General features: G+C 42.9%; 10 protein-coding genes. 8 read left to right on the top strand and 2 right to left on the bottom strand.

Annotated features, from left to right (window positions below; translation table 11 throughout):
• Window positions 1-225: 225 nt before the first annotated feature.
• Window positions 226-3,051 carry a TonB-dependent receptor domain-containing protein gene (locus AC5FX4_RS15630; RefSeq protein WP_493607267.1) on the bottom strand — a complete coding sequence of 942 codons (2,826 nt, stop codon included), beginning with the start codon at window positions 3,049-3,051 and terminating at the stop codon, window positions 226-228.
• A gap of 199 nt (window positions 3,052-3,250) precedes the next feature.
• Window positions 3,251-5,575: a DNA polymerase II gene (locus AC5FX4_RS15635; RefSeq protein ID WP_493607268.1), complete on the bottom strand. Its 2,325-nt coding sequence runs from the start codon at window positions 5,573-5,575 to the stop codon at window positions 3,251-3,253.
• A 71-nt stretch (window positions 5,576-5,646) separates the two neighbouring features.
• Between AC5FX4_RS15635 and dinG the strand changes: the two genes are divergently transcribed.
• The 8 genes from dinG to AC5FX4_RS15675 all read left to right on the top strand — a co-directional run bounded on the left by dinG (window position 5,647) and on the right by AC5FX4_RS15675 (window position 14,716).
• A complete protein-coding gene (dinG, locus tag AC5FX4_RS15640) occupies window positions 5,647-7,719 on the top strand; it encodes an ATP-dependent DNA helicase DinG (protein WP_493607269.1) in 2,073 nt (690 codons plus the stop codon).
• On the top strand, window positions 7,720-8,499 hold the full coding sequence (locus AC5FX4_RS15645) for a TSUP family transporter (protein ID WP_493607270.1): 780 nt from the start codon (window positions 7,720-7,722) through the stop codon (window positions 8,497-8,499). It begins immediately after the preceding gene.
• Window positions 8,496-9,095: a primosomal replication protein gene (locus AC5FX4_RS15650; RefSeq protein WP_493607271.1), complete on the top strand. Its 600-nt coding sequence runs from the start codon at window positions 8,496-8,498 to the stop codon at window positions 9,093-9,095. The genes AC5FX4_RS15645 and AC5FX4_RS15650 overlap by 4 nt, the downstream gene beginning before the upstream one ends.
• Window positions 9,095-9,997 (top strand): histone deacetylase family protein, encoded by a 903-nt coding sequence (locus AC5FX4_RS15655; protein ID WP_493607272.1) that lies wholly within the window; start codon window positions 9,095-9,097, stop codon window positions 9,995-9,997. The genes AC5FX4_RS15650 and AC5FX4_RS15655 overlap by 1 nt, the downstream gene beginning before the upstream one ends.
• Window positions 9,998-10,030: 33 nt before the next feature.
• Entirely contained in the window at window positions 10,031-10,303 is a 273-nt protein-coding gene (locus AC5FX4_RS15660) for a late competence development ComFB family protein (RefSeq protein ID WP_493607273.1), read from the top strand.
• Window positions 10,300-10,467, top strand: coding sequence for a YbaM family protein (locus AC5FX4_RS15665; protein ID WP_493607274.1), 168 nt, complete (start codon window positions 10,300-10,302; stop codon window positions 10,465-10,467). Before AC5FX4_RS15660 ends, AC5FX4_RS15665 begins: the two co-directional genes overlap by 4 nt.
• Window positions 10,468-10,546: 79 nt before the next feature.
• Entirely contained in the window at window positions 10,547-11,332 is a 786-nt protein-coding gene (locus AC5FX4_RS15670) for an NPP1 family protein (RefSeq protein WP_493607275.1), read from the top strand.
• Between the two features lie 261 nt (window positions 11,333-11,593).
• Complete coding sequence (locus AC5FX4_RS15675; protein WP_493607276.1) at window positions 11,594-14,716, top strand: efflux RND transporter permease subunit; 3,123 nt, start codon at window positions 11,594-11,596, stop codon at window positions 14,714-14,716.

A 14,716-nucleotide genomic window follows, 5' to 3' on the forward strand; every position in this document is an offset into this window, starting at 1 on the left:
CCATTATAGCAACAATAAAAACACCACAGAAAACAAAAAAAACCAATTAAAACAGTCAAACTGGAAATTAAATTGAAAAATAAAGATGAAGGAAAAAGAAATGAACCGTAAACAGAAACAAGCGGGCAAATAAAAAAGGCAATAATAAAAAAATTAAAGTTTTTAACAGAAAAGGCTCTACCTTACGATAGAGCCTTACAATATTGACTAGTTCTTAACTTGAAATTAGAACTTAGTTGTTAAGCTTAACTGGAAGTAACGACCAGTTACGTCAAACGCTTCAGATACAGTGTTGATACCAGTACCACCATTCGCTGAACTCTGGTTCGCAACTGGTGGTTGCTTATCCATTAAGTTACGAACAGTAAGGCTTACTTGTGTATCATCAGAAACGTTATAGCTAGCTGATAGATCATGGTAAACCACTGAAGGGAAACGGTTGAATGTTGTTAACGCATCACCAGTCGTGAAGTTAAAGTTTTCTTCATTCAAGCTATCGTAAGAGCTCGCCCAGTAACGCATACGCCATGATACGTTTAGGTCATCTAGGCCATAAGTAAGGTTTAAGTTTGCACGATTGTCAGGTGTAAATACTTCACCTTTCTTCTCTACAACATCACCACTTAGGATACCAGTTTCGTTAAACTCTTTGATGTGGTTCCATACTAACTGAGCACCAAACTCACCGTAGCTTGTTTCAGTTTTGTAGTTAACTTCGATATCGTAACCGCTTGTATCTAGGTTATTCTCGTTACTCGTACCTGAATCAACACCAGTTAATGCACCATTTTGGTCACGACGAGCTGCACCGCCACAAGTTGCATCAAATTCGCCAGGAGCAACGTCGAAACAACGGTTTAGAACGGTAGTACGGCTAGTAGTTGTGATTGCATCTTCAACACTGATGTCGTAGTAGTCGATTGTGAAAGAAAGCTCTTCAGTCGCCTGCCAGATAACACCTAAGCTTAACGTGTCAGCAGTTTCTTCTTTAACATCAGCGTTACCACCGATGAAGCCGCCTGTGCTTTGTTTTTCGATTTGAGTTAGGTTGAATGAACCGTCTCTTTCAGCACGTGCACGAACTTCTGCAATTGATAGACAGTTAGTCGCTACATTACCTGAATCACCAACTGAAATTCCATCACAAGGATCCGCTACACCACTAAATGTTTCACCACGGCCACCGAACAAGTCAGCGATGTTAGGCGTACGAATAGCTGTTGCCGCAGATGCACGTAGTTTTAAGCTGTCAAGTGGCGAATACTGAATACCAGCATTCCACGTTGTTTGACCACCCACAATTTCGTGATCGCTGTAACGTACCGCTAAATCAAGCTCTAAGTTATCTAGAAGTGGTAGAATTGCTTCTGCGTATACGTCGTCAGAAGTGAAGCTACCGTCAGTAGGTAGTGAACGGTTAGTACTTGAAGCACCTGTTTGTGCTAAATCACCTGGTAAGTACATACCTTTTTCTAGGCGGTGTTCAACACCAAATGCAACACCAATGTTACCACCAGGTAGTTCAACAGGTAATTGACCTACTAGTGATGCAGAAGTGATTAGCTGTTCAACTTGGCCTAATACCTTAGCTGGCACTTTAACGTAATCTACCGCTTCAGCTGAAATAGAACCAGCACCAAATAGGTTTAATGGCACACAACCACGTAAGCGGGCTAAGTCGTCACGACACTGAAGAGCACCCGTTTCAGGGTTAACTACTACGTCAAAAGCTTCAGCAGCACGTTCAACGTTAACTTGACCGCCGTTTTGTTGACGCTGGTCAGTTTTACCCCATGATACATAAGCATTAAGTGCCCAAGTATCATTGATTTCCCAGTCAATACCAGATGCGATACGTACTGTGTCACGCTCTAAGTCTGTAGAACGAGCACCGAACTCAACCATACGACGAACCATTGTAGGAATATTGTCTTCTAAAGTAAGGTCCGGGTTTTGAGCTAACAACGCATCACGTAAGCCCTGTGGTACCATTGGGTTACCAAGTTTAATACCACCTAAACCACCACGTTCTGGAAGGAACACGTCATCAGTAGTGAATGGAGTTGGTTCAATTGTCGAATTGTTCGTTTTTGACGAGTTCCAGTTCGCTTCTGTAAAGAACTGAACGTCTTCAGCTAAGTATTGCTTAAAGTTAAACGCCATGTACTTACGCTCAATTGGCGTAACTAGCTGACGGTATGACGCACGGTTGAAGCGGTCAGTTGTATCTGAGCTGAAAGGTGTACCATCTGAGTTAAAACCACCGATACGGCCTTGAGGTGGGTAAGATGAGAAGATCTCACCTACATACTCATTACCGTTGTCATCAAGTAAGATAGCTTGGTCAAGCTTAGAGAATTCACGGTCTGCTGATTTTAAGCCTTTATCATCATCGAAACCAAGTGCAACAGTTACACTACCGTCGTTCCAAGACTTACCACCAGTGATGTTTAATGAGTACTTTTCACGGTCAGATTCACCAGAAATACCAGTTTGCGCGTTTACTTCAACGCCTTCAAAACCTTCACGTAAGATGATGTTTACTACACCCGCTACCGCATCAGAACCGTAGATTGCAGATGAAGCGCTTTTAAGAATATCGATACGCTCGATCATCGCTGTTGGGATTGAGTTCAAGTCAACAGCATAACCAGAAGAAGGCGCACGACCCGAAACAAAACGACGACCGTTTACAAGTACAAGTGTACGAGACTCTTCAAGGTTACGTAGAGAAGTCGTGTTTAGACCAACGCCTGAGTTAGAAAAAGAGCTGTTTGATTGGTCAGCGCCCGCGATAGATACTGGGCTCTGGTTTAGTACGTCAGCAACGTTAAGTGCGCCGATAGCTTCGATGTCAGCACGACCGATTGTCGTGATTGGAACCGTTGTTTCAAGGTCTGTACGTTTGATGCGTGAACCAGTTACTTGAACGCGTTCGATTTGTTCAGCACCTTCTTCTGCTGCGAATGTATTTGCTGAGAAAGCAGCAGTTGATGCTGCTCCAAAAGCGATAGCTAAGCGTACCGCTTTCGAAACTTTATTATTTAACATTTGTATCTCCCTGGACTACTTGTTAGTAGCTTGTAATTTTTATGGGTTAAACCCTTATGAAAAGTTGCTGGTACGCAACAATTACCGTGAATATTAAACAAGCATTGACGTTAGCGTCAACCGCAAATTGTTTTATTTACATCAATTACCCCATGAAGGTACAACTTTTTATATACAAATATAAAACGATATTATGATCTTAGAACAAAAATGCGCCCTGTTTTTTTAACTTAAAAAACACAGTTTCGTAATTAGGTATCATCATTAGGATCGGATATATTTGCTTTTCAACATAATGTTCATAATCAATTTTCTCCTTATCCAATGATGTTCTCGGACCTGATCTGGTAATGTAGTACCTAATTTTACTACCTTTCCGATACTTTTGATTATCCCCCACCCTTGATGCATGCTTGGCAGCTTTGACGTGGGGAGGTATATTTTTTGTGTACTGCTCTATGTCTCGCCCAAGTCGTTTCGAATACAGCAACAAACGATCTACTTCACCGGAGTAAATCCTATCGATATACCTTTTCGTTAGACCGTACAATTCTTGACCACCAAACATAGCCTTAATAACATCTTGTTGATATTCTTTTGCGATATCCGTCCAATCGCTGCGCACACTTTCCATTCCCTTAAATACAAGCTGCGCTTCTCCGTTAACAAATGTTTCGCCCACATAGCGTTTTTTTGAACCTATACTTTGACCTCGAATCGTTGGCATAAAAAAACGGTGGTAGAGTGTTTCAAATTCAAGTTCCAAATAGCTCTCAATATCGTATTTTTCCCCGCACCACACCTGCCAAAACTCATTAACTTTACTCACTAGTTCATTTGCTGCTCGTTTACATTGGCTCACATCCCAATCATTGGGGAGTTTTACGAAGGTAGAGTCTGTGTCTCCGTAAATAACCTCATGCCCGAGTGACTCGATAAGCTGTTTTGTTTGCTGCATGATTTGATGTCCACGCAAAGTGATCGAACTAGAAAGTCTAGGGTCGTAAAACCGGCACCCTTTTGAACCCAAAACACCATATAAACTATTCATAATGATTTTGATCGCTTGGGATAACATCTGATCTCCCGAAACTTTCGCCTGTTGTCTTGCTTGCGCCAGTTCCCCGACTAAGTCGGGCAGATGGTGTTCATTGCGACAGAAAAAACCTTGGTTAAAACCCTCGATTGCCTCACAGGGGGAAGCAAGCCCTTTAATCAGGCCTAATGGATCGATGCGAAACGTTCGAATAATTGATGGGTAGAGGCTCTTAAAATCGAGTACAACCACATTCCTGTATAGCCCAGGTTTTGAGTCCATAACATAACCACCAGGACTATCAAAATCTAATCCATGCTCCGCCAAATTTGGTGCAACATAACCGCTGCGATGCAGTAACGGGAGATATAGGTTTGTAAACGCAGCCACTGAACCGCCCATTTTCTCAAGTTCCAAACCAGTTAAGCGGCTGCGTGCAACAGCAAAATCGATCAGCTTTAATTTGTTAAAAATAGCCAGTACCAGCTCACTATCTTTTAAGTTATAAGCTGCTAATGTGAGCTTCTCTTCATGAAATTGCCGAACTATTTCTTCGAGCCGATTATCTTGCTCAATGAGTTTACTTTCACCCAGTACCAGCTCTGATACACGAGCTAGACTGAAACTATCAAAATGGTAAGTAGCATTTTTCAGCGTATCGATGCCGTCAATAACCACACGGCCACTTATCGAGATATGAACATAGTTTCCTTTGTAAAGATGAAGTGGCTGTTGATCTTTACCTAAGATCAGTTCAATTCCTAAAGCTTCGGCACGCTCAGCTAAGATGACAAAATCAAACTCAATGACGTTCCAACCAATAATCGCATCTGGGTTCAAATGCTGAACTTTTTCCATCAACGTTTTGAGTAATGCACTCTCATCTTCAACCCAAACGATATAGTTTGGCGCGCCATCAATTGGCTCACCTATCATAATGACGTATGACTGCTGTTCACTCACTAGTCCAATTGAGAACAACACCCCACTTTCATCACACTCAATGTCCAAAGATAGTACAGTCAGATGCGGTGTATAATGGCGATTGGCTTTCAGCTGGGCATTGTTTAACTCAATGTAACCGTCGCGACGCACTTCATCACCTTTCACCCAAACGGCTCCACGAATAAAACGCTCCATCAGGAATCGGTCACAATGACGAATATCGTCTTCATACAAGCGAATCTGGTGTTGCAAAGCCAACTTTGCTTGATGATATGCTTGGCCACTACTAAAGTAGCAAGCCGTCATTGGGCTATTGTCAAAATGTTTCATTTCGAGTGACTTATACTCACAAGGGGTGCCTGCCAAAAGTATTTGTACTTTTTCCAGATCACTCGTGCGTATAAAAAACACCGGCCGTTCCCCTCCAACAAGCACTTTTACAGCCCCTTTGTCGGTACCCAGCCAATAACATAATTGCATACGTCCTTGGACGTTGCTTTGTTGTCGGGATAAGATAAAGCCCTCATACACTGCTTGTGCCAAAATGCTTACCCATCTAAAATAGCCATCGGTACTGTAATTATATACATATAAGAATCTATTAGGCGAACCGCATGCTTTCTGACGCGCTCAAAAAAACAATTCGGCAAACTCATCAAAATATCGCTGAAAGCCTAGACGGCTATCGCCATCGCAGCAGTCAAAACTATCTAGTTGCCGAGATAGCGAAAACGCTTGCTGGGGAATATCACAAAACGCAAAAAATATGTGTTATCGAAGCCGGTACTGGTACAGGTAAATCTTTAGCGTACTGCCTGAGCGCCCTACCTACAGCACTTGCTAAAAAGAAAAAGCTGGTCATTTCGACCGCAACAGTAGCACTTCAGGAGCAGTTGATTAATAAAGAGCTACCTTTTTTCAAAGAACACTGTGGGTTTGACTTCAAATTCGATTTGGTAAAAGGACGCCAACGTTATGTATGTGTGCAAAAGCTTAATGCAGCACTGAATGAAGACAGCGTACAACTCTCTATGACGCCGACGTTGTCATCACCTCTTTCGGATATGGAACAAAAATGTTTACGAGATTTGCATAGCGCATATCAAGATAAACGCTGGCAGGGTGATAGAGATAGCTGGGCTGATACCATTCCTGACAAAGTGTGGAATTTAATAGCATGCGATAAACATGCATGTCAGCGGCAGATGAAATCGCACCATTTATGCCCTTTTCACTTAGCAAGGCAGAAAATGGCACAAATGGATGTGTTAGTGATAAACCATGCGTTATTGTTAGCAGACCTAGAATTGGGAGGGGGGAAAATCTTACCCGAGCCCGATGATACATTCTACGTTATTGATGAAGCTCATCATTTACCCCATATCACCAGAGACTTTTCTTCGGCTGCTGCAACAATAAAAGGCACCATAGAATGGCTTGAAAAGCTTTTGAAATTCAGTGGTAAAATGGCAGCGACTATTGTTTCGCAAAAAGCGATTGGTCAAAATTTTAAGCTGAACGACGCCGCTAACGATGCAAGTAAAGATTTAAAAGCGGTTCGCGACATATTAGATAAAGCCGACTTTGCCTATAATCAGGAAGACACATTTCGCTTTGAACACGGTGTTGTTCCAGAGTCTCTCACCGCAAAAGCAAAAGACATTAGCGATGCAACCCAAGACGTATTACGAGCGCTCAATAAAATGCACGACGCACTCACATTAGATGTGAGTGACGGTGACGTAAAACCATTTTTGGCCGACCCTCTACTAGCTGAAAGTGGCCAATATATCAACCGTTTAGAACAACTACACAAGCTCTGGCATAGCTATGCCAATAAAGGCGAACATACGCCTCATGCAAGATGGATAAAACGTCTCGAATACAAACACCATCATGACCATTTACTGTGTGACTGCCCCATCGAGGTCGGCTACTACTTAAAAGACAAACTTTGGAAGGAGTGTGCAGGCGCAGTGCTATGTTCCGCTACTTTAAGCGCCCTTGGTACATTTGATCACTTTGCCAGAGAGAGCGGACTGGCCAACGAGCCTGGGGTTAAATTTATCAAAGCAAACTCACCTTTTGATTACCCTAAGCAAGCAACTTTGCATTTACCGGCCTCTGATATCGACCCGACTGATAAGGCATTTAGCGATCACCTAGCACAAATTCTGCCCACCTATTTGGACAAAACCAAAGCAAATTTAGTGTTATTCGCATCTTACTGGCAAATGAATCATGTCGTACAACTGCTTAGAAAAAAGCACTGGAAAATACTCGTACAAGGGGAGCAATCCCGTGATAGCTTACTCTCACAGCATAAAAAAAATATCGATGATGGTAAAGGTAGTATCTTGTTTGGCACACAAAGCCTGTCTGAAGGGTTAGACTTGCCCGGTGCATACCTTGAGAACTTAATCATAACAAAAATTCCTTTTGCTGTCCCCACCTCGCCCATTGAAGAAGCACAGGCTGAATTTGTGCAAAGCAAGGGAGGTAATCCGTTTTTATCAATCACGGTACCCGATGCAGCGAAGAAATTAGTACAAAGCTGTGGTAGACTGCTGCGTAAAGAATCAGATCACGGCCGTATAACGATATTAGACAGGCGCTTAGTAACAAAACGTTACGGCAAAGCCATGCTTGATACGCTGCCGCCCTTTAAACGACAAATAGACTATTAAATGTTTGAACTTGCGCTTGACCCAATGACATGGGGGTTACTTTGTTTAGTCGCCCTTGCAGCTGGTTTTATTGATGCCATTGCCGGTGGTGGTGGTATGTTAACTGTTCCCGCCCTTCTCACAGCTGGACTGCCACCACATGTAACCTTAGCGACCAATAAATTGGCGGCAAGCTTTGGTTCATTGACCGCAAGCGTCACCTACTATAGAAAGCGCCTTTTTGATCCCAAATTTTGGGCTTCCTCTATTTTGGCGACTGCCATCGGTGCATTACTAGGCACCTTAATCGTTGATTACTTAAGCGTTGAATTTTTAAATAAATTGCTTCCCATTATAATAATTTGTGTCGCGTGCTATAGCTTGTTTGGCAAGCTGAGCCCAACACAGTCACACTCACTACCAAAAAACGAATCGGCTTTAAAGACAAAACAATGGCTACAAGGTCTATCACTCGGCTTTTTTGATGGCATGGCTGGACCTGGTGCTGGCACCTTTTGGACCGCATCAAATAGCCTATTATATAAAATGAGCTTATTGCTTAACTGCGGCTTAGCCCGCTCAATGAACTTTGTATCTAACTTTATCTCACTCATTACCTTTGTAGCGCTAGGTCATGTAAACTTTCTACTTGGTATCTCGATGGGGGCGTTTTTGATGATAGGCGCTTGGGTTGGTGCGCATTCTGCCATCAAATTTGGTAGCAAATTGATTAAGCCGCTCTTTAATACGGTGGTCATTATATTGGCGATTAAGCTTATCGTAGAGGCTTATTTTTCATGAGTCAGGCGCTTGAACGTTTGAATCAGCAAGTGGCAAAACTGGGCGAGCAAGCCAAACAGTTCGACAATGCAAAATGGTTTGATAAAAACCGCTATATTCAAGCCCAACCTAGCCTTTTCGACCGTTCTGTTTTTGCAACAAAAAGTCTTGTGCTAAGCGATTATGTTGAAGAAATTAAGCAACAGATAAAACACTTACCGGCACCAGAGAAACGTCACGCACACAACTTTGCGGTACAGAGAATTGGCAACCAAATTGAAGCCATCATCAAGGTTTTAAAATCAACACCAGTATGGGCTAAAGAAAACAAAGCCCAGTTTAAGAAAAAGCACACGGTGTATAAAAAAGCAGTGCAAAAAATCATGCAAAGCTCGCATGAACTTTATCAAGAACTCTCTCAAAATCATGAGTTTGAAAGACGCTTGATAGAAATGATTGAAGTTCGAAAGCAGCAATTAGATAAAGCCAATGCGGAACAAGCCACGCAAATTAACCAAGAGATCTTAGCTTTACATGCACGCCTTGGCCGATGCAGAAAAGCCATTTCCGCCACAGAAGCAAAAATCCAGCAAGTTGAACGACAACAAAACCGCTAATGATTTTTTACCACCCACTGTATTCGCAACTCGCACTACCACAACACCACAGATTCCCAATCGGTAAATACCAATTACTGCACAGCCGGATCGAAGAAAAACGCGTGTTCCCCCCTACTATACGCCCAAATAAAGCGCCAATTTCATCTATTTTGTTATGCCATGATGAGCAGTATGTACACAACTTTGTTCATGGCCTTATGGATAAAAAAGCCATACGAAAGATGGGGTTCCCGTGGTCTGAAGGATTAGTAGACAGAACGTTATACTCTGTGGGTGCAAGCATAGACGCGGCCAAATACGCAGTCGAACATGGTGTCGCGGTCAATATGAGTGGTGGCTACCACCACGCTCATAAAGATTTTGCGGCAGGGTTTTGCATATTCAATGACTTAGCGATTGCCGCATGCGTGCTAATCGAGCAAGGACATGCCGATAAAGTTGTCATTTTTGATTGTGATGTACACCAAGGGGATGGCACTGCAACTGTGCTACAAACAAGAGAAGATATCATTACTTGCTCTATACATTGCGAGCAGAACTTTCCTCGCACGAAGGTCTTATCTGATTACGATTTCGCCCTACCTAACCAAACCCAAGATAAAGACTATTTAGAAACCGTACAACAAGCGCTCGCACTTGTTTGTCGACTCCACCAACCTGATATCATTCTTTACAACGCCGGCGCAGATATTGTCAAACACGATGAACTTGGCATGTTCGATATAACGCTTAACGGCGTTCTAGCTCGAGATCAATTAATCATCGATTACTGTTTTAAAAGTGGCTTACCTCTCATGGCGGCAATGGGTGGAGGGTACCAACGAGATATATCTCAACTTGTTGATGTACATGAACAGTTTTTTATTGCTCTGCAAAATAAGCCAGCTATTATTGTATAAGAGTATATGGAACACTTGCTTTGGACCCGCAACATGAAACTACATGATGATGTACATAACTACTACGAAAAAATCGTGTTAGAAAAAATCATTGAACATAATTTAGACAAAAAATACGACGAAGACGTAATGGCTGACTTTTGCTGCACCGTACTCAACCAATTGCCTGCTCGTTATATTCGCAATGACGTGGATATGGCCTTTTATTTGCCAGGTCAAGAAAGAGAGCTAATGGAAAAGCGCGTTGAAACAGCAATAGAAGTAGCCATGGCACAAGTAGCAAAAAAAGGAACCAATCAGAAGTGAGTGACTCTTTAGACAATGCACCTACTCATGTCAAACTGGCAGTTGACTTAATTCTCTTGTTAGAGCAGAACCAAGTATCTGCTGAAGATGTACTGTCAGCACTGGAAATTGTTCGCGAAGATTTTGAAAAAAAACGCACCACGCAAGAAGAGCAAAAAACCTAAAATTTAACTTTTTGGTTTCATTTCAGTCATAAATGATGTTTACTCTAGTTCTTCAAATTTAACTGTGAAGCATATCATTATGACAACAAAATACTCTCTCGCATTTTTTATTGCCGCCGCAACCCATAGCAGCCTATCTTTGGCGAATGATTTCACCGCGCTAGATGAAGCCCTACCACCTTATTACATTATCAACGGTACAGAGCCGGTATTCGACTTTGATGGTGATGGATGCTTGCCAAGTGCAGGCATTAGTAGGACCGGTCAACAAAATTCAGGCCTTAAGACAACTGGGGCATTGGGTGGTAGCTGCAGAGACAGCCAATTTCTAGCTACCTCAAATACTGTCCACCGCTTTGCCTGCCATGAAAATGAGTCTGGGCAATTCTGTGCACATTTTTACGCATTGTACTTTAAAAAAGACCAAGTCTTTCCTTATTTTGGCGGCGGACATCGACACGATTGGGAATACGCAGCAGTATGGACGCATGATGGCATCGTCACCCATGGCAGTTATAGTGCACACGGAGACTTATACACAAAGAGAGCATCTGAGTTACCATTTGAAAATGGACATCTAAAAATTGTTTACCACAAAGATGGCATACTGACGCATGCAATGCGTTTTGCTAAAACGAATGAAATTGCAGAAAACGGTTATAATCGATTTGTCACACCTAACATTATCAGCTGGTATGAAATGCAAGGAGATGGCATTAATAATCAAACATTACGCGATAAGCTCAATCAATATGACTATGGCTCGGCAACGCTCCCCGTCAAAGACAGTCGGTTTCTAAACAACATTAATCGTTTCAAACCATCCAATTATCCAACATTTAGCGACACCGATGTTCAACCTTAAAATCCATTCGGGAGGCAGCAATCTCGCAGCCTCCACACCCAGCTTCTTGCTCCAACATGAATTGCGCTTTCAATATGTAAATTCTGCTTCAAAAGATATTACAAAGTATCCTAAATCGTTACAAATTGTTGCTAAGTAGCAATTTATCCCAAATATACGCTAATTTGTCGCTTTTTGGAAAACAGAGGCTTCTTTATACTCTAGCGGATTATGCTGATTTGCTTAATACTAGAGCGATAAGGGCAAATATTGGATACTGTCATGAACCTAACACGAAGTTCGCTTAAGAACCCAGCGAGTGTATTAGTGATCTTAACTTTAATTATGCTGTTTGGTGTGATCAGCATTTTTAAGTTGCCGATCCAGCTAACTCCTGACATCGAGCAGCCACAAATTACAATTTTCTCAGGGTGGCGTCAGGCTGCACCAGAAGAAATAGAATCAATGATCATTGAGCCTTTAGAAAATGCCGTTAAGAACACCCCTGGTGCTTTAGAGGTCAATACACAAATTAACCAAGGTAACGGGTTTATCTCGTTAACCTTTGCGGTCGATGCCGATATGCAACAAGCGATGCTTGATGTATTAACCAGCTTAAACCAAGCACCACCTTTACCACTTGACGCAACAGACCCAATCGTTACAGCAGGTGGTGGTGGCGGACCAGGCTCAGGTGGTCCAACAGCGGCAAGTTTACTTGTGGTGCCACTCAATTTCGATAGTGAAAAGTTCGATATGGCAAACTATCAAAAGCAAATTGAGGATTTCATCGAACCTAGACTTGCCAAAATTCCCGGCGTATCTCGCGTTAATCTCAATAGCCAACGCCAAAGAGAGTTGCGTGTCACATTTGATCCTCACAAAGCTGCAGCTCTTGGCATTAGCTTAGGGCAAATACGTCGCACCATTTCAACATCAACGGATATGTCTGGAGGTTTAGCCGACGTGGGTCGTCGCCAATATACCGTGCGATTTACCGGGAAGTATGATGTCGATAGCCTAACACAAATGCGAGTGGGTTATTCCGGTGAGCGTCCTATTTACCTGGGTGATGTCGCGACAGTTGCAGACACCGTCACCGACAGACGCTCTATGACATTGCGTAATGGTAAGCCTGCCTACTACATCACCATTTCACGCAGTAACGATTCAAATACTGTGGCGGTATTAGATGGCCTAAACCAAGCCATTCACGAGTTAAATGGCGGTATTTTAAAAGACGCTGGATTGGCTATTGAACTGAGCTACGATGCTTCCGTACATATCCGTAACGCATTACAACTAGTCAAAAGTAACCTAGGCCTTGGCGTATTAATGGCCTGTGGCATTTTATGGCTGTTCTTTAGGGGCATGCGAGCAACACTTGTAATTGCTGCAACGATCCCTGTTTCACTTATGGTCGCATTTTTAGCGCTAAATATTTTCGAGCGAAGCTTGAACGTCGTATCACTAGCAGGTCTCGCATTTGCGGTAGGGCTTGTGCTAGACGCCGCAATCATTGTGCAAGAAAACATCGCCAGATTAAAAAGTGAAGGATTAGCCAATAGCAAAGCCGCGTTAAAAGGTGCCACTCAGGTAGCTGGCGCGTTGTTTGCCTCAACGGCGACCAGTGTTGCTATCTTTTTACCGATTATGTTCATGGCGGGTATTGAAGGACAATTATTCTCTGATTTGGCACTCACACTATCCATTGCAGTTATCGCATCTTTAATTTGTGCGTTGACTATTATCCCTATTGCAAACAAATATTTACCTGAAAACGGTAACACAGAAGATCCGTATAAATCGTATTGGATTAAGCTCACTCAGTTTGTGATGTCGCTTACCGATAATCGCACTAAACAGCTGACTTGGATTGCATCTTTGCTTGGCGGCTCTGTACTTGTGACACTCACCTTGCTGCCTCAAACAGACTTCATGCCAAGGGCGCCCACTGACGGCTTTTTCTATAGTTTAAACACGCCACCGGGTGGCAATATCAACTACATGGAAGAGGAAATTGCATTGCGCGTTAAAAAGCGTTTAATGCCCTACTACACAGGAGAGAAAACACCAAAAATAAAGGATTTCAACTTCTATGTATTTGGCGCAAATGCAGGTGGTTTCATTTACTCAGACGACCCTCAACGAGTCGAAGAATTAATGAAAGTTGCTCGTGAAGAGATCTTCCAAGATTTACCCGACACACAGGTTTTTCTATTTCGAGGTTCCATGATCCAAGTGTCGAACGGTGGCGATGGTCGAGCTATCAACATTGATCTAACTGGACCAAACATGGATGATTTAATCGCGGGTGCAAAAACCGCGCTTGCCGCAGTAAAAGAAGCGATGCCAGATGCGACGGCACAGCCCCAGCCTAGTCTAGATATGGCAGAACCGGAACTTCGTCTAAATCCGAATGATAGACGGATCACGCAAGCTGGGTTAACCAGAAATGATGTTGCTCAGGCCGTTCAAGCATTTACAGGCGGATTGTTTATTAACGAGTATTTTAACGGTAACGAGCGCATGAACGTTATCTTAAGGGCAAACGCTTGGCAAACGCCAGAAGAGCTCAGAGCCCTTCCTCTCGTTACCCCTAACGCTGGTATTCAAACACTAGGAGAGCTTGCTGAGCTTGAGCGTACAGTCGGCCCAACCCAGCTTCGTCGTGTCAACGGCAAGCGCACAGTTTCCGTTGCAGTGACTCCACCACCAAAAATGAGCCTTCAAGAAGCGCAAGCACTTTTAGCACAACATGTAATGCCAAAAGTACGAGAAAGCATCCCAGCTAATGCAAGCGTTATATTGGGCGGTAACGCACAGAAGATGAACTCTGCGATTGAGGAAATGACAGTTAACTTTGCCTTAGCTTTGTTCATTCTATTCTTGTTGATGACAGCCTTATTTAAGTCAGCTAAAGATAGCTTTTTAGTACTGCTCGTCATGCCGTTAGCCGTTGCTGGCGGTGTATTAGCATTATTCGTACTCAACCTATTTACGTTCCAATCATTAGATTTACTGACCATGATCGGCTTTATTATTTTACTTGGCTTGGTGGTTAACAATGCAATTTTGCTCGTAGATCAAACCCGCTATTGCGAAAATCAAGGTATCACTAGAAGCGCTGCTGTACGTCAAGCAGTGCTCATGCGCGCGCGTCCAGTTTATTTAAGCACGTTAACGAGCCTATTCGGTATGCTGCCGCTGATGCTGATGCCGGGCGTTGGGTCAGAAATATATCGAGGGCTCGCCACTGTTATTGTTGGCGGTATGGCTATCAGTGCAATATTCACCTTGGTATTAATGCCTAGCCTATTACAGCTTGGAAAGCAGCGCCCACCTCGTGTTAACAAGACGTCTATCTCAGATAAACCTGCGTTAAACTTAGTCGCCAACCAATAA

Source organism: Pseudoalteromonas sp. ATL1 (assembly GCF_058933015.1).